Annotated in this window: 18 protein-coding genes; 13 read left to right on the forward strand and 5 right to left on the reverse strand. The window is 66.7% G+C overall.

The annotated features are described in order from the left end of the window. Nucleotides 1-139: 139 nt before the first annotated feature. The 5 genes from D3654_RS16345 to sdhC all read right to left on the reverse strand — a co-directional run bounded on the left by D3654_RS16345 (nucleotide 140) and on the right by sdhC (nucleotide 4,556). On the reverse strand, nucleotides 140-904 hold the full coding sequence (locus D3654_RS16345; protein WP_120522523.1) for an alpha/beta hydrolase family protein: 765 nt from the start codon (nucleotides 902-904) through the stop codon (nucleotides 140-142). A 134-nt stretch (nucleotides 905-1,038) separates the two neighbouring features. Next, nucleotides 1,039-1,821, reverse strand: a complete 783-nt coding sequence (locus D3654_RS16350; RefSeq protein WP_115789292.1) for a succinate dehydrogenase iron-sulfur subunit — start codon at nucleotides 1,819-1,821, stop codon at nucleotides 1,039-1,041. Beyond that, nucleotides 1,821-3,608, reverse strand: coding sequence for a succinate dehydrogenase flavoprotein subunit (gene sdhA / locus D3654_RS16355; RefSeq protein WP_120522524.1), 1,788 nt, complete (start codon nucleotides 3,606-3,608; stop codon nucleotides 1,821-1,823). Before sdhA ends, D3654_RS16350 begins: the two co-directional genes overlap by 1 nt. Nucleotides 3,609-3,695: 87 nt before the next feature. Further along, a complete protein-coding gene (locus tag D3654_RS16360; protein ID WP_120522525.1) occupies nucleotides 3,696-4,172 on the reverse strand; it encodes a succinate dehydrogenase hydrophobic membrane anchor subunit in 477 nt (158 codons plus the stop codon). 3 nt (nucleotides 4,173-4,175) lie between these two features. Then, nucleotides 4,176-4,556 carry a succinate dehydrogenase, cytochrome b556 subunit gene (gene sdhC, locus D3654_RS16365; protein ID WP_074586309.1) on the reverse strand — a complete coding sequence of 127 codons (381 nt, stop codon included), beginning with the start codon at nucleotides 4,554-4,556 and terminating at the stop codon, nucleotides 4,176-4,178. 240 nt (nucleotides 4,557-4,796) lie between these two features. On the opposite strand from sdhC, the gene D3654_RS16370 reads away from it, so the two are divergent. The 13 genes from D3654_RS16370 to D3654_RS16430 all read left to right on the forward strand — a co-directional run bounded on the left by D3654_RS16370 (nucleotide 4,797) and on the right by D3654_RS16430 (nucleotide 18,358). Continuing rightward, complete coding sequence (locus tag D3654_RS16370) at nucleotides 4,797-5,930, forward strand: mannose-1-phosphate guanylyltransferase (RefSeq protein ID WP_120522526.1); 1,134 nt, start codon at nucleotides 4,797-4,799, stop codon at nucleotides 5,928-5,930. 99 nt (nucleotides 5,931-6,029) lie between these two features. Continuing rightward, on the forward strand, nucleotides 6,030-7,229 hold the full coding sequence (locus D3654_RS16375) for an amidohydrolase (protein WP_120522527.1): 1,200 nt from the start codon (nucleotides 6,030-6,032) through the stop codon (nucleotides 7,227-7,229). A 176-nt stretch (nucleotides 7,230-7,405) separates the two neighbouring features. Beyond that, nucleotides 7,406-7,846: a MarR family winged helix-turn-helix transcriptional regulator gene (locus D3654_RS16380; protein ID WP_120522528.1), complete on the forward strand. Its 441-nt coding sequence runs from the start codon at nucleotides 7,406-7,408 to the stop codon at nucleotides 7,844-7,846. A 53-nt stretch (nucleotides 7,847-7,899) separates the two neighbouring features. After that, nucleotides 7,900-8,331 (forward strand): organic hydroperoxide resistance protein, encoded by a 432-nt coding sequence (locus tag D3654_RS16385; protein ID WP_120522529.1) that lies wholly within the window; start codon nucleotides 7,900-7,902, stop codon nucleotides 8,329-8,331. After that, entirely contained in the window at nucleotides 8,328-9,359 is a 1,032-nt protein-coding gene (locus D3654_RS16390; RefSeq protein ID WP_120522530.1) for an NADP-dependent oxidoreductase, read from the forward strand. The genes D3654_RS16385 and D3654_RS16390 overlap by 4 nt, the downstream gene beginning before the upstream one ends. Before the next feature lie 228 nt (nucleotides 9,360-9,587). Next, a complete protein-coding gene (locus D3654_RS16395; RefSeq protein ID WP_245413287.1) occupies nucleotides 9,588-10,694 on the forward strand; it encodes a BMP family lipoprotein in 1,107 nt (368 codons plus the stop codon). Between the two features lie 224 nt (nucleotides 10,695-10,918). Next, nucleotides 10,919-12,439, forward strand: coding sequence for an ABC transporter ATP-binding protein (locus D3654_RS16400; RefSeq protein ID WP_120522532.1), 1,521 nt, complete (start codon nucleotides 10,919-10,921; stop codon nucleotides 12,437-12,439). After that, nucleotides 12,429-13,778 carry an ABC transporter permease gene (locus tag D3654_RS16405; RefSeq protein ID WP_120522533.1) on the forward strand — a complete coding sequence of 450 codons (1,350 nt, stop codon included), beginning with the start codon at nucleotides 12,429-12,431 and terminating at the stop codon, nucleotides 13,776-13,778. The genes D3654_RS16400 and D3654_RS16405 overlap by 11 nt, the downstream gene beginning before the upstream one ends. Continuing rightward, complete coding sequence (locus D3654_RS16410; RefSeq protein WP_120522534.1) at nucleotides 13,775-15,064, forward strand: ABC transporter permease; 1,290 nt, start codon at nucleotides 13,775-13,777, stop codon at nucleotides 15,062-15,064. The genes D3654_RS16405 and D3654_RS16410 overlap by 4 nt, the downstream gene beginning before the upstream one ends. Then, nucleotides 15,061-15,465, forward strand: a complete 405-nt coding sequence (locus tag D3654_RS16415) for a cytidine deaminase (RefSeq protein WP_120522535.1) — start codon at nucleotides 15,061-15,063, stop codon at nucleotides 15,463-15,465. The genes D3654_RS16410 and D3654_RS16415 overlap by 4 nt, the downstream gene beginning before the upstream one ends. Then, nucleotides 15,462-16,772, forward strand: a complete 1,311-nt coding sequence (locus tag D3654_RS16420; RefSeq protein ID WP_120522536.1) for a thymidine phosphorylase — start codon at nucleotides 15,462-15,464, stop codon at nucleotides 16,770-16,772. The genes D3654_RS16415 and D3654_RS16420 overlap by 4 nt, the downstream gene beginning before the upstream one ends. Nucleotides 16,773-16,810: 38 nt before the next feature. After that, on the forward strand, nucleotides 16,811-17,428 hold the full coding sequence (locus tag D3654_RS16425) for a DedA family protein (protein ID WP_120522537.1): 618 nt from the start codon (nucleotides 16,811-16,813) through the stop codon (nucleotides 17,426-17,428). A gap of 240 nt (nucleotides 17,429-17,668) precedes the next feature. Beyond that, the gene (locus tag D3654_RS16430) at nucleotides 17,669-18,358 is read left to right on the forward strand and encodes a DedA family protein (protein WP_245413291.1); all 690 of its coding nucleotides are present in this window, start codon (nucleotides 17,669-17,671) and stop codon (nucleotides 18,356-18,358) included. The last annotated feature ends 29 nt before the right edge of the window (nucleotides 18,359-18,387 follow it).

Below are 18,387 nucleotides of genomic sequence, written 5' to 3' on the forward strand. Positions count from 1 at the left end.
TACGACAAGCTCGCGCTCACTTACAGAGGCGGCGCCGTCCTCCGGGCCATCAGCATCTGGCTAACAGCTTTAGGAGACACGCCCTAGCCGCCCCGGAGCACAAGAAGTCCCAGACCCTCGGCTCGCGGCCCGTGCGGCTCTAACTATCCAGGTACTGACCGGCCCACGCGGAGATGATCCGCGCCACCCGTGCCGCCTGGCCCTTGCCGGTGAGCAGGTGTTCGGTGCCTTCGAGCGAGACGAAGCTGCGGGGGTGCCGGGCGGTCTGGAAGATCTCGCTGGCGTTCTCGATGCCCACGGTGTTGTCGGTGGGGGAGTGCAGCACAATCAGCGGCCGATGCAGCGTGCGGATGCAGTCCCGCAGGTCGGCCTTCTCGATGTCCTCCACGAAGTGCCGCCGGACCTCCCTGCGGCGGCCGCCCAGGTTCACCTCGGCGCTGCCTTCGCTGAGGATGGTGTCCACCTCGGCGTCGAACATATGCTCCACGTGCTTGGGCTGGAACGGCGCGGCCACGGTGGCCACCGCCGCGACCTCCGGCAGGCTCCCCGCGGCCGCCAGGACCGCGGCGCCACCGAAGGAGTGCCCCACCAGCAGCGAGATCTCCTTGTCCTGGCTGCGCATGAACTCCGCGGCCTTGATCGTGTCGGCCACCTTGACGCTGAACGAACCGTCCGACCAGTCACCCGCCGAATCGCCCAGGCCCAGGTTGTCGAAGCGCAGCATGCCCACGCCCTGCTCGGCCAGGCCCTTGCAGATGCGCGACGCGGACGGGCTGTCCTTGCCGAGAGTCAGGCCGTGCGAAAAGAGGCCCCAGCCGCGCACCGGGCCTTCGGGAACGTCCAGGATGCCGGCCAACAGGGCGCCGGTGCTGCCTTCGAAACTGACCTTCACGGATGTGGACACCTGTCCGCCTTTCGTTGGTCCTGCCGTCCAGCGTACTGTCCGGCAGGGGCTGGGGTGATTAAGCGCCGACGACGGCGGCCCACCGGAAGGTGGGACGCCGTCGTCGGGCTGTACTGCTGTCCTTGCGGGAACCGCTAGATCTTGCGGGCCAGGATGGCCTGCTTGACCTCTGCGATCGCCTGGGTGACCTGGATGCCGCGCGGGCAGGCTTCGGAGCAGTTGAAGGTGGTGCGGCAGCGCCACACGCCTTCCTTGTCGTTGAGGATCTCCAGGCGCATGTCGCCGGCGTCATCACGGGAGTCGAAGATGAAGCGGTGGGCGTTCACGATCGCTGCCGGGCCGAAGTACTGGCCGTCGGTCCAGAACACCGGGCAGGAGGAGGTGCAGGCGGCGCAGAGGATGCACTTGGTGGTGTCATCGAAGCGCTCACGGTCCTCGATGGACTGCAGGCGTTCCTTGGTGGGCTCGTGGCCCTTGGAGATCAGGAACGGCATGACCTCGCGGAAGGACTGGAAGAACGGTTCCATGTCCACGATCAGGTCCTTTTCGACCGGCAGGCCCTTGATGGGCTCGACGGTGATGGGCTTGGACGTGTCCAGGTCCTTGAGCAGGGTCTTGCAGGCCAGGCGGTTGCGGCCGTTGATGCGCATGGCGTCGGAACCGCAGATGCCGTGGGCACAGGAGCGGCGGAAGGACAGCGAACCGTCGATCTCCCACTTGACCTTGTGCAGGGCATCCAGCACGCGGTCCGTGCCGTACATGGTCAGCTGGTGGTCTTCCCACGCAGCCTCTTCGGAGACCTCCGGGTTGTAGCGGCGGACCCGCAGGGTGATGTTGAAGGTGGGGATTTCCCCGCCGCCGCCAACGCCCGCGGGAAGCTCGATCTTGGAGGCCGGCTCAGCCATTTCGCTCGTCATTAGTACTTACGCTCCATCGGCTCGTAACGGGTGAAGACAACGGGCTTCGTCTCCAGACGGATGCCCGCAACGGATTCGGTGGTGGCCGAGGAATCCTTGTAAGCCATGGAGTGCTTCATGAACTTCTCGTCGTCACGGTCCGGGAAATCTTCACGGTAGTGGCCGCCGCGGGACTCTTCGCGGTGCAGCGCACCCACGGTCATGACCTTGGCCATGTCCAGCAGGAAGCCAAGCTCCACGGCCTCCAGCAGGTCCAGGTTGAAGCGCCTGCCCTTGTCCTGGACAACCACGTTCTTGTAGCGCTCCTCGAAGGAGGCGATGTCGCTGAGGACCTGCTCCAGGGATTCCTTCGTGCGGAACACCTGCATGTTGGCATCCATGGTGTCCTGCAGTTCCTTGCGGATCTGGGCCACGCGTTCGGTGCCGGTGCCGCCCAGCAGGCCGTTGAGCATGCCGCGGGTCTGGGCCTCCGGGTCCTCGGGGAGTTCCACGAAGCCGGCGGTCTTGGAGTATTCGGCGGCGGCGATGCCGGCGCGCTTGCCGAAGACGTTGATGTCCAGCAGGGAGTTGGTGCCTAGGCGGTTGGAGCCATGGACCGAAACGCAGGCAACCTCACCGGCGGCGAACAGGCCCGGGACAACGGTGTCGTTGTCCTGCAGGACCTCCGTGGAGATGTTGGTGGGGATGCCGCCCATGGCGTAGTGCGCCGTCGGGAACACCGGCACCGGATCCGTGAACGGTTCCACACCAAGGTAGGTGCGGGCGAACTCGGTGATGTCCGGAAGCTTCGCTTCGATGTGCTCCGGCTCCAGGTGCGTCAGGTCAAGGAGCACGTAGTCCTTGTTCGGGCCGCAACCGCGGCCTTCACGGACTTCGTTGGCCATGGCGCGGGCCACGATGTCGCGCGGCGCCAGGTCCTTGATGGTGGGGGCATAGCGCTCCATGAAGCGCTCACCTTCGGAGTTGCGCAGGATGGCGCCTTCGCCGCGCGCACCTTCGGTGAGCAGGATGCCCAGGCCGGCCAGGCCGGTCGGGTGGAACTGGAAGAACTCCATGTCCTCCAGCGGGATGCCGCGGCGGAAGGCGATGCCCATGCCGTCACCGGTCAGGGTGTGGGCGTTGGAGGTGGTCTTGAAGACCTTGCCCGCGCCGCCGGAGGCGAAGACCACGGACTTGGCCTGGAACACGTGCAGTTCGCCGGAGGCGAGGTCGTAGGACACCACACCGGCTACGCGCTTCTGCTTGTAGGGGGTGCCGTCCTCACGGACCGCGTCCTCTTCGACCAGCAGGAGGTCCAGGACGTAGTACTCGTTGTAGAACTCAACGTTGTGCTTGACGCAGTTTTGGTACAGCGTCTGCAGGATCATGTGGCCGGTACGGTCGGCTGCGTAGCATGCGCGGCGCACGGGGGCCTTGCCGTGGTCACGGGTGTGGCCACCGAAACGGCGCTGGTCGATGCGGCCTTCGGGCGTGCGGTTGAAAGGCAGGCCCATCTTTTCCAGGTCCAGCACGGCGTCGATGGCTTCCTTCGCCATGACCTCGGCTGCGTCCTGGTCAACCAGGTAGTCGCCACCCTTGATGGTGTCGAAGGTGTGCCATTCCCAGTTGTCTTCTTCAACGTTCGCCAGGGCGGCGCACATGCCGCCCTGGGCAGCACCCGTGTGGGAACGGGTGGGGTAAAGCTTGGTCAGTACCGCGGTGCGTGCACGCTGACCGGATTCGATCGCGGCGCGCATGCCGGCGCCACCGGCACCGACAATAACGACGTCGTACTTATGGACCTGCATACCAGATGCTCTTTCTCTCAAAGTCAGATGGCCGGCGGAGGTGCTCCGCCAGTGTGGGCGCCGCCGGAGGGCGGCGCGGCAGGAGCGCTACGGCGCGGGGCAGAAACCGCCCGGCAGCTGCACGCCGTCGACCACGGGGCACGGGTTGAAGGTGAAGATCACCAGGGTGCCGAGGATGACGATGACTGCGCTGGCAGCGTAGAGGACAACCTTGAGCCAGAAGCGGGTGGCGTCCTTTTCGGCGTAGTCGTTGATGATGGTGCGCACACCGTTGGTGCCGTGCAGCATCGCGAGCCACAGCATGGCGAGGTCCCAGAACTGCCAGAACGGATCGGCCCACTTGCCGGCAACGAATCCGAAGTCGATGGCGTGGATGCCTTCGCCTACCAGCAGGTTCACGAAGAGGTGGCCGAAGATCAGCACCACCAGGACGACGCCGGAAAGGCGCATGAACAGCCAGGCGAGCATCTCGAAGTTGCCCTTGCTGCCGCCGCTGCGCTTGTACTGCGGCGCGATCTTGCCGGAGCCGAGCTGTCCACTGCGTGGGTTCTGAATGGCGGTCATGGCTTAGTGGCCTCCCAATGCGAGGGACAGGTGGCGGATGGCGAAGCCTGCGAAGGTCACCAGCCAGAGCGCGAGGACAACCCACAGCATCTGGCGCTGGTACTTCGCGCCCTTCTTCCAGAAGTCGACGGCAATCACACGCAGGCCGTTGAAGGCATGGAAAATGATCGCTGCGACAAGGCCGGTTTCACCCAAGGCCATGAGGGGGTTCTTGTAGGCGCCGATGACGGCCGTGTAGGCCTCGGGGGACACACGCACCAGTGAGGTGTCCAGGACATGGACCAACAAGAAGAAAAAGATCACAACACCGGTAATACGGTGTCCAACCCAGGACCACATGCCTTCACGGCCGCGGTACAAGGTGCCAGCTGGTTTTGTCGGCACTGAATAAACCTTCCTGCATCACAGCGGCGCTGGCACGGGACCATGCGGGGGAACGCCAGCTGCGAGAGCACTCGTAGCTCAGCCTAAATCTAGGCTTCGCTCACAGCTTATTCAATTCAGGTCTCCCTACCCCGCTGGCGAAATCGAATGTTTCCCGCCTTGTTTTCAGCCTTTTACATACGCATATGAGACGAACACCACAAAAGGGTTTATGCGGGCGCGGTCGGATAAGGTAAGGCGGTGAGTACAGACAATGCTGCCCTCCCCGAATCCCCGCTGAGCCGCTTCCACGCGGTCATTCCGGCCGGTGGAGTCGGGACGCGCCTGTGGCCCCTCTCGCGTGCCGCCGCGCCGAAGTTCCTCCACGACCTGACCGGTTCCGGCAGCACCCTGCTGCGTTCCACCTACGACCGGCTCGAGCCCCTCGCCGGCAACCGCGTACTGGTGGTCACCGGCGTCGCGCACCGTGCGGCCGTCTGCCGCCAGCTCCCCGAAGTGGGCGAGGACGAACTGGTCCTCGAAAGCGAACCGAAGGATTCCGGTGCGGCGATCGGACTGGCAGCCGCCATCCTGTACCGCCGGGACCCGGACACCATCATGGGCTCCTTCGCCGCGGACCAGGTCATCAGCCCGGACCAGGTCTTCCAGGACAGCGTCAAGGAAGCCATCCACACGGCGGCCACCGGCAAGATCGTCACGATCGGCATCAAGCCGACCCACCCCTCCACCGGTTTCGGCTACATCCGCAGCGGCCAGCTGCTCAACATCGACGGCGCACCGAACGCCCATGCCGTGGTCGAATTCGTCGAGAAGCCCAGCGAGGACGTCGCCAGGAAGTACCTCGAGGCCGGCGACTACGTCTGGAACGCAGGCATGTTCGTGGCGCCGGTGGCACTGATGCTCAAGCACCTTGAGTCGAACCAGCCCGAACTCTTCGCAGGCCTGGAGGAGATCGCCGCCGCGTGGGACACTCCGCAGCGCGCCGAGGTCACCGCCCGGGTCTGGCCCACCCTGCCGAAGATCGCCATCGACTACGCGGTGGCGGAACCGGCAGCAGCGGCGGGAGATGTCGCCGTCGTACCGGGCACCTTCCGTTGGGACGACGTCGGTGACTTCGCCGCGATCGGCCGGCTGAACAGCGCCGGCGACGTCGACGAGGTCACCGTGCTGGGCGAGGGCGCCCGTGTCTTCACCGAGAACGCCAGCGGCGTGGTGGTTTCCGACACGAAGCGCGTCATCGCCCTGATCGGCATCAAGGACGTGGTGATCGTCGATACCCCGGACGCCCTCCTGGTCACCACCAAGGAGCACGCGCAGCGGGTCAAGGGCGCCGTCGACGCGCTGAAGGCCAGCGGCGATACCGACGTCCTGTAGCCCCACGGTGCGCCCCGCGGTGTTAACCGAAAAGGCACGATCTCGTAACCAAGAGACCTCTTTCGGTCCGCGGCGCGCCGGGGTGGCTAGAGTTGTGAGGTGCGCAATTTCACGACTGAAACCGAGCCGACCCCAGTGGTGGGACCGTGGCTCGAGGAAATCCTGCCGGAACTCATCGAATTCCGACGGGACCTGCACGCGCACCCCGAGCTTTCCTTCAAGGAATTCCGTACCACGGACAAGCTCGTGGAGCGGCTCGAGGCCGCAGGGCTGAAGCCCCGCAGGCTCGAAGGAACCGGCCTCACCGTGGACGTGGGGGAGGGCCCGATAACCACCGCCCTTCGCGGCGACATCGACGCCCTGCCGATCATCGAGGAGACCGGGCTTCCCTTCGCCTCGAAGAACCACGGCGTCACCCATGCCTGCGGCCATGACGTGCACACCACCACCATGCTGGGCGTGGCGCTGGTGCTGCACGGCATGCACCGGGTCCGGCCGCTCGGCGGAACCGTGCGCATCATCTTCCAGCCGGCGGAGGAAACCATGCCCGGCGGCGCGCTGTCCTGCATCGAGCAGGGCGTGCTCGAAGGCGTGCCGCGGATCATGGCGCTGCACTGCGACCCGCGCATCAACGTCGGCCAGATCGGCACCCGCATCGGCGCGATCACCTCGGCCTCGGACACCATCAAGATCGAGTTGACGGGCCGCGGCGGCCACACCTCACGGCCGCACCTCACCGAGGACCTCGTCTTCGCGCTCTCCCAGATCGCCGTCAACGTTCCCGCAGTCCTGTCCCGCCGCGTGGACGTGCGCAGCGGCGTCTCCGTCGTATGGGGACAGATTTCCGCCGGCTCGGCGCCCAATGCGATCCCGGCAAGCGGCTACATGGCGGGCACCATGCGCTGCCTGGACCGCGACGCCTGGCACGATGCGGGCGAACTGCTCGACGACGTCGTGCGCGAGATCGCCGCACCGTACGGTGTGGAGGTGCACCTGGAGCACACCCGCGGGGTCCCGCCGGTGGTCAACTCCGAGGACGAGACGGCGATCATCGAAGCCGCCGCCCGCGCCGAACTCGGCGAGCACGCGGTGGTCCTGACCCCGCAGTCCATGGGCGGGGAGGACTTCGCCTGGTTCCTGGCCGACATCCCGGGAGCCATGATGCGGCTGGGCACCCACACGCCCGGCGGCGAGGAATACGACCTTCACCGCGGCGACTTCATCGTCGACGAGCGGGCCCTCGGCTACGCCGTGCAGGTCCTCGCCGCGGCCGCCCTGCGCACCATCCGCGACCTCTAGTCCCCACCGGCACCCCAGCCTCGTTCCTCGGCCGGGGACCCCTGCCGGCGTGGGCCCGGCGCGAACGTACACTTGAGGCCCTGAATCCGCCCGATTCGGGGCCTCAGCTGTACGTTCGCGCTTCCTTTGGGCGAATTGAGTTGTGCACAATTTAATTGTGGTCTATCGTTTCTTCCATGAGTGACGCACCCCGGCTGAACCACCAGGTCTGTTTCGCGCTGTACTCCGCCTCGAAGGCGGCGACGGCGGTCTACCGGCCCGTGCTCGAATCGCTCGGGCTGACCTACCCCCAGTACCTCGTGATGCTGGTGCTCTGGGAGGAGGAGCCCCGCACCGTCCGCGAACTGGGCGCGGCCCTCGGACTCGACTCCGGCACGCTGTCCCCGCTGCTGAAGCGGCTGGACGCACTCGGCCTCGTGGAACGACGTCGTTCGCTTGAAGACGAGCGGCGTGTCGAGGTCCACCTGACCGCCGCCGGCCGCGAACTCAGCGACGGCGCGTCCGCCGTTCCGAAACGGCTCGCCGACGCCGCCGGGCTGAGCGCCGCGGAGCTGTCCCAGCTGCACGGCACCCTGCTCCGGCTTACCGCCGCGCTGCAGGACGCGGATAAGCACTGACCGCATACCTTCCCAGCACGAAATCCAAGAACCCGAAGAACGGACAAAACCCCGTGAAGACCCTCTACACCGCGGAGGCACTGGCCTCCGGCGAAGGCCGCGACGGCAACGCACGCAGCAAGGACGGCAAGCTGGACGTGGCATTGGCCAGCCCCGTGGAACTCGGCGGCAACGGCCAGGGCACCAACCCGGAACAGCTGTTCGCGGCCGGCTACGCTGCCTGCTTCCACTCGGCGCTGCGCCTGGTGGGCCGCAAGGCCCGCGCGGACCTCACCGATTCAGCGGTCGCCGCCAAGATCCACTTCGGCGCCCTCGAGGATGCCGAAGGCTACGGCCTCGCCGCCGAACTCGAAATCGCCCTGCCGGCACTCGACCGTCAGGCCGCCGAGGCCCTCGTGGCCAAGGCCCACCGGATCTGCCCCTACTCCAACGCGACCCGCGGGAACATCGACGTCGACATCAAGCTCGTGGAGGTGGCCGCATGAGCCACGACCTTCCGAGCCGTGCCCTCCCAGACAGTGGACGCGAAATCCAGCTCGCCTCACGCCCCCACGGCCGTCCGGTGCCGCAGAATTTCCGCCTCGCCGAGGCGGGCGTGCCCGGGCTGGAAGAGGGGCAACTCCTGGTCCGGAACGCATTCATGTCCGTGGACCCGTACATGCGCGGCCGGATGAACGACAGCAAGTCCTACTCCGCCCCCTTCCGCCTGGATGAAGCGCTCGACGGCGGCGCCGTCGGTGAGGTGATCGCGTCCCGTTCGGACGCGCACAAGCCGGGCGACGTCGTCGTGCACCAGCGCGGCTGGCGGGAGTACGCGGTGGTGGACGCCGCGGCGGCGACGCCGGTGCCGGCAGGACTGGCGCCCCATTCGGCGTTCCTCGGCGCGCTGGGCATGACCGGGCTGACCGCCTATGCCGGCCTGCTCAAGGTGGCCGAGTTCAAGGCCGGAGACGTCGTCTTCGTCTCCGGTGCCGCCGGTGCGGTGGGCTCGATCGTAGGCCAGATCGCCAAGGCAATGGGCGCGGCGAAGGTCATCGGCAGCGCCGGAACTCTGGAGAAGGTGGAGCGGCTCCTGGAACTGGGCTTCGACGCCGCGTTCAACTACCGCGACGCCCCTGTGTTGGAGCAGCTGCAGGCTGCCGCGGGGGAGGGCGGGATCGACGTCTACTTCGACAACGTCGGCGGCGAACACCTGGAGGCCGCCCTCGCCCTCATGAATACCGGAGGCAGGGTCGCAATGTGCGGGGCCATCGCCCAGTACAACTCCACCGAGCCGCCGGCCGCGCCGCGCAACCTCGCTGTCGCGATCGGCAAACAGCTCACCCTGCGGGGCTTCCTGGTGGGCGGGCAGCGCCAGCACGCGGCAGAGTTCGCCGGCCGGATGGCGGGCTGGCTCGCGGACGGAACCGTGCAGTACGACGAGACCATCGTGGACGGCTTGGAAAACGCCCCGCAGGCGTTCATCGACCTGCTGGACGGCGCCAACACGGGCAAGATGCTCGTCCGGATCTGAGTTCGCGCCCTGCTGGCTACTGGAAAGTAACAAAAGCCCAACAATCCGCGGATCGTTGGGCTTTTGTTATGCCCGGGTGTGGCCTGCGCCACTAGTGTTTGATACATAAGTGCGCTCCGGCGCATGCTGCGAAGCATCAGTGAAAACAGAATTTCAGGCTCGAGTCTTCGAAACGGACACTCATTGACCCACCGTCGTAGCATCAATCACTTTCTTCCTGGAGGAAAATTGAAGCAATCACTGCGTGCCACCCTCAAGCGCGGTTCAACGGCTGGCGTTGCCACAGCAGGCGCCGCCGCGCTCCTGCTCACAGGCTGCGGAGCGGCCCCGGAAGCCGGTACCGGCACGAACACGGCGAGCGATTACCTTGGCTGCATCGTGTCCGACTCCGGCGGCTTCGACGACCAGTCCTTCAACCAGTCCTCCTATGAAGGATTGAAGAAGGCCGAAAAGGACCTGGGCATCACGGTGAAGTCCGCTGAGTCCAAGGCCAACAGCGACTACGAGACCAACCTCAACGGCATGATGAGCGCCGGCTGCAAGCTGACCGTCACCGTCGGCTACCTCCTCGGCGACGCCACCAAGAAGGTTGCAGCGGACAACGCGGACAAGCACTTCGCAATCGTCGACTTCGCCTACCCGGCACCGATCGCCAACGTGAAGCCGATCATTTACGACACCGCCCAGGCCGCCTACCTCGCAGGCTACGCCGCTGCCGCCGCGTCGAAGACCGGGAAGGTCGGCACCTTCGGTGGGGCCAAGATCCCCACGGTCACCATCTTCATGGACGGCTTCTACGACGGAGTCCAGGCGTACAACACTGCCAAGGGCAAGAAGGTCCAGGTAGTCGGTTGGGACAAGGCCTCGCAGAACGGCTCCTTTACCGGTGACTTCGAGAAGCAGGACACCGGCAAGCAGGTCACCAAGAACATGCTGGACCAGGGCGCGGATGTCATCCTGCCCGTGGCGGGACCGGTAGGCAAGGGCGCCGGCGCTGCCCTGAAGGAAGCCAAGGCGGCCGGCAAGGACGTCAAGCTCATCTGGGTCGACTCGGACGGCTACCTCACGGCCCCTGAATACAAGGACCTGATGTTCACCTCCATCGTGAAGAAGATGGACGAGGCTGTGGAAGGCCTGGTCAAGGACGACAAGGACGGCAAGTTCTCGAACGAGGCCTTCGTCGGCACCCTCGAAAACGGCGGCGTCGAGATCGCCCCGTTCCATGACTTTGATTCGGCGGTTTCCGCAGAGACCAAGTCTGAACTGGACGCCCTGAAGGCGGACATCATTTCCGGCAAGTTGAAGGTTGAGTCCAAGGCCAGCCCCAAGAAGTAGCCAATTCCGCCAGGCGCGCCGCCGGTACCGAACCCTCGGTACTGGCGGCGTGTTTTTGCCCCGGCCAGCACTGCGTCCCCACCGGCTCCCAATCCTCGCTTCGCTCGGTTCGGGACCCTCGCCGGCGTTGGCCCCGCAGCGGACTTTTGCGAGATACGCTTGGCACACGCTCCCGGGCAGCGGGCTGCGTGGCCGTCTTTCGGACTCAAAGAACGGTGGGAGTTGTGAAACTCGAATTGAAGGGGATCTCGAAAGCCTTCGGATCCTTCTATGCCAACCAAGACATCGACCTTGTGGTCGAATCCGGCCAGATCCATTGCCTCCTCGGCGAAAACGGGGCCGGGAAATCCACCCTCATGAACGTGCTGTACGGGCTGTACGAGCCCACCGCCGGCCAGGTCGTCGTGGACGGGCAGCCGCGGACGTTCCGCGGCCCCGGTGATGCCATGGCCGCCGGGATCGGCATGGTCCACCAGCACTTCATGCTGGTCCCCGTGTTCACCGTGGCGGAAAACGTGGCGCTCGGCGCCGAACCGGCGGGACCGGGCGGAATCCTCAACCTTGAGAAGACCCGCAGGAAGATCCGCGAAATCTCCGAACGGTACGGATTCGACGTCGACCCCGACGCCCTGGTGGAAGACCTCCCCGTCGGCGTGCAGCAGCGCGTCGAGATCATCAAGGCCCTGGTGCGCAACGCCAAGGTGCTCATCCTGGATGAGCCCACCGCGGTGCTCACCCCGCAGGAGACGGACGAACTGCTGGACATCATGCGCCAGCTCAAGGCCTCCGGTACCTCGATCGTCTTCATTTCGCACAAGCTGCGCGAGGTCAAGGCCGTCTCCGACGTCATCACGGTGATCCGCCGCGGAAAAGTGGTGGGCGACGCACCACCGACCGCATCGCCCACGGAACTGGCCTCCATGATGGTCGGCCGCCCGGTCAGCCTGAGCCTGGACAAAGCCGCGGCGCAGCCGGGGGAGCGCACGTTCGTGGTCCGCGACCTCACCGTCCGCGCAGCCAACGGCACCAACGTGGTGGACGGCATCAGCTTCGACATCGCCCGCGGCGAGATCCTCGCCGTCGCCGGTGTGCAGGGCAACGGACAGACCGAACTGACCGAGGCTATCCTCGGCGTCCAGGACCACGTCACCGGATCAGTCACCCTCGAAGGGAAGGAACTCCTGGGCCTGCCGGTCAAGGATGTGCTGCGCTCCGGCGTCGGCTTCGTCCCCGAAGACCGCTCCCACGACGGGCTCGTGGGGCCCTTCTCGGTGGCCGAGAACCTGGTCCTCGACCTCTACGACCGGGCCCCCTTCGCCAAGGGAATCGGCATGAGCCCGGCGAAGGTGGCGGAGAACGCCGCAGCAAAGGTCAGGGAATTCGACATCCGCACCCCCTCGGTGGGGTCGGCCGCAGGCACCCTGTCCGGCGGCAACCAGCAAAAGGTGGTCATGGCCCGGGAACTGTCCGGGCCGCTGCGGCTCTTCATCGCCAGCCAGCCCACCCGCGGCGTCGACGTCGGATCCATCGAATTCCTGCACCGGCGGATCGTGGCCGAACGCGACGCCGGCACCCCGGTGATGATCGTGTCCACGGAACTGGATGAAGTGGCGGAGCTCGCGGACCGGATCGCCGTACTGTACAAGGGCAAACTGGTGGGCATCGTCCCTGCCGGAACCCCTCGAGACACGCTCGGCCTGATGATGGCCGGGGTCGGCCCCGAAGGAGGCTCCGATGACAACTAAGGACAGCAATCCCCAAGCCGGACCCGAAGACGGGCCCGGTCCCGAAAAGGAGTCCGGCGCCGAAGTCCAGGCCGCCGACGTCGCACTCGACACGGCAGGCGGCACCCTGGAACCCTCGCTCGTTCCGGTCTCCACCCAGAGCGGGGACACCGGACACCAGCAGGGCCCGGTGCTGCGCCGGATCGTCATGGGCAACGGCTTCGTGTCGGTCCTCGCGGTTTTCGTGGCCCTGGTGCTGGGCGGCATCCTGATCGCCAGCACAGATCCCGCCGTCGCCAGGACCGCCGGGTACTTCTTCGCCCGTCCCAGCGACTTCCTGTCGGCATTGTGGAGCGCCATGACCAGGAGCTATGTGGCCCTTTTCCAGGGCTCGGTGTTCAACCCGCGGCAGGGCTTCTCCCCGCTGCTGGAAACCATGACCGTGGCCACCCCGCTGATCTGCGCCGGCCTCGGCGTGGCGCTCGCCTTCCGCGCCGGCCTGTTCAACATCGGTGCCCAGGGCCAGATCATCATCAGCGCCACGCTGGGCGCCTACGCCGGGTTCGCCTGGCACCTGCCGCTGGTCCTGCACCTGCTCGTCGTGATCGTCATGGGCGTGATCGGCGGCGCCGCCTGGGGCGCGGTCGTCGGCCTCCTCAAGGCCCGCACCGGCGCCCACGAGGTCATCGTGACCATCATGCTCAACTATGTGGCGCTGTTCCTGCTGGACTTCCTGCTGAACACCGAGGCTTTCCGGCGTCCGGGGGACGTCAGCCCGATCTCGCCGCGGTTGGATGACTCGGCCGTCTACCCGCAGCTCATCCCGGGCTCGCGCCTGCACCTGGGCTTCCTGGTCGCCGTTGCACTGACCGCGGGGGTCTGGTGGCTGCTCAACCGCTCCACGATCGGCTTCGAATTCCGCGCCGTCGGCGCCAACCCGGCAGCTGCCCGGACCGCCGGCGTCAATGTCCAGGCCGCAACCATCCTGGTGATGGCTGCGGCGGGCGCACTCGCCGGCTTCGGCGGCATCGCCCAGGTGGCGGGCACGGAAAAGGTCCTCACCGGCGGCGTCGCCGCGCAGATCGGCTTCGATTCCATCACCGTGGCCCTTCTCGGACGCAGCACGCCCTGGGGCACGTTCTTCGCCGGCCTGCTGTTCGGTGCGTTCCGCGCTGGTGCCGTGCAGATGCAGATCCAGACCGGCACCCCGATCGACATCGTCCTGGTCGTGCAGTCCCTTATCGTCCTGTTCATCGCCGCTCCTCCGCTGATCCGCTCGATCTTCGGGCTCAACCCCGGCCGGAAGAAGCGCGCCAAGACTGCGGTGAAGGCCGCCGTCGCCACCGGAGGTGCCAAATGACCACCGCAACCAAACCGGCGTCCGGCGCTGCAGGGCCGACGACGGCGGTCCGCCCGTCGCTGAAGGTCCCGGCTTCGCTCGGGGTGCTTTCCCTCGTGGCCCTGGTGTTCTTCGGGTTCCTGGGTCCGGCCAAGACCGCCGAGATGAAGGTCAGCGAGCAGGGCGACGCGATCGCCCTGCCCGCACTGCAGATCCCCGGCCAGGCCGGCGGCATTGTGCTCGCCATCCTGCTGCTGGCCATGGCCGCCTACTCCATCTATCTCTGGAACCAGGGCGAACGTTCGCCCAAATGGCTGCCCATCGCCTTCGCGGTGGTGTTCGTGTTCGCCCTGCTGGTGTGGATCGTGGCAGGCGCCCGTGAACCGTCCATCTCGCTGGCGGGCCTGATCGCCGGCTCGGTGACGCTCGCCGTGCCGCTGGTGTTCGGGTCCCTGTCCGGGGTGCTCTGCGAGCGGGTGGGCGTCGTCAACATCGCCATCGAGGGCCAGCTCCTGGGCGGTGCCTTCACCGCTGCGCTCGTGGCCACGGTGACGCATAACGCCTACGTCGGGCTGCTCGCCGCCGCCGCCGCCGGAGCTCTCGTCTCGATGGTGCTGGCCGTGTTCAGCATCAAGTACCTGGTCAACCAGATCATCGTGGGCGTGGTGCTCAACGTCCTGGTGTCCGGCCTGACGGGCTTCCTTTTCGGCACGGTCATGGCGCCGGACAAGGAACTGTTCAACACACCGGCCCGGCTGGACATCCTGCCCATTCCCTTCCTGTCCGACATCCCGATCATCGGGCCGATCCTGTTCGAACAGTCCGTGGCCGGCTACCTGATGTACGTGGCCGTTGCCGTGGTCTGGGTGGGGCTGTTCAAGACCCGGTGGGGCCTGCGCGTCCGGGCCGTCGGCGAACACCCGCAGGCCGCCGACACCCTGGGCATCAACGTCAACGCCACCCGCTTCTGGAACGTGACCCTGGGCGGTGCAATCGCCGGCATCGGCGGCGCCATCTTCACCCTGGTGACGATCGACTCCTTCACCAAGGAAATCTCCGGCGGCCGCGGCTTCATCGCCCTGGCCGCCCTGATCTTCGGCCGGTGGAACCCGATCGGCGCTTTCCTGGCCTCCCTGCTGTTCGGCTTCGCCTACAACCTGCAGTCCATCCTGGGCATCATCGGCACCCCCGTGCCCAGCCAGTTCATGGCGATGCTGCCCTACCTGGTGACCATCTTCGCCGTCGCGGGCCTGGTGGGCAGGTCCAGGCCACCGGCGGCCAGCGGCATACCTTACGTCAAGGGTTGAGCGTGGCGGACATCGACTGGGAGGCCTTGGAGGGCGCCGCCGTCGCCGCAATGGCGAAGGCCTACGCCCCGTATTCGAAATTCCCGGTGGGGGCCGCGGCCCTCACCGAGGACGGCCGGATCGTCAGCGGCTGCAATGTGGAGAACGCCAGCTACGGCCTGACGTTGTGCGCCGAATGCTCGCTCGTGTCGGAACTGCGGATGAGCGGCGGGGGCCGCCTCACCGCGTTCTACTGCGTGGACTCCACCGGCGCGGTCCTTATGCCGTGCGGGCGGTGCCGGCAGCTGCTCTACGAGTTCCACGCACCCGGCATGCAGCTCATGACCGGCAACGGCATCCTGACCATGGAACAAGTGCTGCCCGACGCCTTCGGACCCGAACACCTCGAGGAGAACACGTGACCAGCAACGAGGCGTTCGACGCCGTACAAATCATCACCATCAAGCGGGACAAGGGAACCCTCAGCCCCGAACAGATCGACTGGACCATTGACGCCTACACCCGCGGCGTCATCGCTGACGAGCAGATGTCCGCCCTGAACATGGCCATCCTGCTCAACGGCATGGATCGGGCGGAGATCTCCCGCTGGACCGCGGCGATGATCGCCTCGGGTGAGCGGATGGACTTCTCCGGCCTGCGGCGTCCCGACGGCGGCGTGAAGGCCACCGTGGACAAGCATTCCACCGGGGGCGTGGGGGATAAGATCACCCTTCCGCTCGCGCCCCTGGTGGCGGTGTTCGGGGTTGCCGTGCCGCAGTTGTCCGGCCGCGGCCTCGGCCACACCGGCGGCACCTTGGACAAGCTGGAGGCCATCCCCGGCTGGCGGGCCGCGCTGAGCAACCAGGAAATCCTGGACCAGCTGCAGGACGTGGGCGCCGTCATCTGTGCCGCCGGCAGCGGCCTGGCGCCGGCGGACAAGAAGCTCTACGCCCTGCGCGACGTCACCGGAACGGTCGAGGCGATCCCGCTCATCGCCTCCTCGATCATGAGCAAGAAGATCGCCGAAGGCACGGGCTCCCTGGTCCTGGACGTCAAGGTCGGCTCCGGCGCCTTCATGAAGGACGAGGCCCGGGCCCGGGACCTGGCCGAAACCATGGTCGCCCTGGGCAAGGACGCGGGCGTGAACACGGTGGCCCTGCTGACCAACATGGACACCCCGCTCGGCCTGACCGCCGGCAACGCCATCGAAGTGCAGGAATCCGTGGAGGTGCTGGCCGGCGGCGGCCCGGAAGACGTCGTCGAACTCACCGTCCGGCTCGCCGAAGAGATGCTCGCCTGCGCCGGAATCAACGATGCCGACCCCGCCGCCGCGCTCAAGGACGGCCGGGCGATGGACGCCTGGAACCGGATGATCGAAGCGCAGGGCGGCGACCCGAAGGCCGCGCTGCCGGTCGCGAAGGAGTCCGAGGTCATCTACGCCCCGGCCGACGGCGTGCTCCTGGAACTGGACGCGCTGTCCGTGGGCGTGGCGGCCTGGCGGCTCGGGGCCGGCCGGGCCCGGAAGGAAGACGCCGTGCAGGCCGGGGCCGGGGTGCGGATGCACGCGAAGCCCGGCGCCTACGTGCGTGCCGGCGAACCGCTCATGACCCTCCTGACCGACACCCCGGAAAGGTTCGAGCGCGCCAAGGAAGCGCTGCAGGACGCGGTGGTGATTGGCCCCGAAGGGTCCCGTCCGGGGCAGCGGCTGATCATTGACCGGATTTCCTAGTCCCGGAACACCACGGCAGAACTCCTCGTTAGGAAACCGTGCAGGCAATCAATGACTTCATCCTCGCGGCCGCCGGGCAACCCTGGGTCCTGTTCCTCATTCTCGCCTGTTGCCTGATCGACGGCTTCTTCCCGCCGATCCCCAGCGAATCCGTCGTGGTGGGCATGGCCGCCGTCTCGGCCACGGCCGGGGTGCCCAATGCCTGGCTGCTGGTGCTGGTGGCCGCAATCGGCGCCTTTAGCGGCGACAACATCGCCTACCTCCTGGGCCGGAGGATAGGGACCAAGCGGTGGCGGTGGATGCGGACCCAGCGCATGCAAGGGGCGTTCCGCTGGGCGGCGCGGGAGCTCCGCCGTCGGGCAGCTTCGCTCATCCTGGTGGCACGCTTCATCCCGGTCGGGCGGGTGGCCGTCAACCTCACCGCGGGCGCCACACACTTCCGGCACGCGGAGTTCGTCGCCCTGACCGGGCTGTCCGCCGTGCTGTGGGCCGGCTACTCCGTGGGGATCGGCGTCTTCTTCGGCCAATGGTTCGAGCATAACCACCTGCTGGGTGCCGTGATCGCCATCATCGCCGCCGTGATCCTGGGCGTGATCGTCGACCGGATCATCAGCAAAGTGCGCGGATCGCTGCCCGAAGAACTCGACAATGCCTGATCCCGTTTCCGCGGTGCCTCAACCCTGGGTAGGAGGGGTCCGACGCCGGAAAATCACCCCGCAGGGGGAGCCGCCGATGCCGCCTTCCGGGATAGCGTTTGAAGCGGTGATTCCCCGGCCGGGGCGTAGCGAACGACGCGCCGGCCGTGGGACACTTGGACAAGCTTTCCCGCCCTTATTTCCCCGGTCAGATCGCCCGGTCAGTACTAGGAGCCGTCGCCCGTGGATTTCCTGAACCAGATGCTTGAGCACGCCGCCGGGCAACCGTGGATTTACCCCGTGCTCCTGGTGTTCTTCTTCATCGACGGCTTCGCCACCATCCTGCCCAGCGAAACGGCCATCGTGGGCCTGTCCGCCCTCTTCCTGCACACCGGCCAGCCCAACCTCTGGATCCTGGGCGGCACCGCGCTGATCGGGGCCATGGCCGGGGACAACATGGCGTACCTGCTGGGACGCAAGATCGGCCTCGATCGCTGGAAATGGATGCGCCGGCCCAAGGTCAAGAAGATGTTCGCCTGGGCCCAGTACGAACTGGACAAGCGCGGCGCGGTGCTGATCTTCACCGCCCGCTACATCCCGTGGGGCCGCGTGGCCGTCAACTACGTGGCGGGCCAGACCGGATTCCGGCACCGCACCTTCTTCTGGCTGGACGCCTTCGCCTGCGTCACCTGGGTGGGCTACTCCATCGGCGTCGGCCTCCTGGCCGGGCAGTGGGTGCACCATAACCCGCTGCTGGGCGTCGGCATCGCTGTCGCGTTCGCCGTCGTACTCGGCTTCGTGGTGGACCATGCGCTGCGCTGGTGGCACAAGTACCTGGAAAAGAAGGACGCCGCGATCGCCGCGGCCGAAGAGGCGGCCGCCGGTGAGCCGGACAGGCAGGAGCCGTCACGCGGCGAAAAGGAAACTGCGCGGATTCCCGACGCCGGCTGACTGCGTTGCGGGGAACCCGCGGGTACCCT

The sequence above is a fragment of the Arthrobacter celericrescens genome (assembly GCF_003614925.1).
Classification (GTDB): domain Bacteria; phylum Actinomycetota; class Actinomycetes; order Actinomycetales; family Micrococcaceae; genus Arthrobacter; species Arthrobacter celericrescens.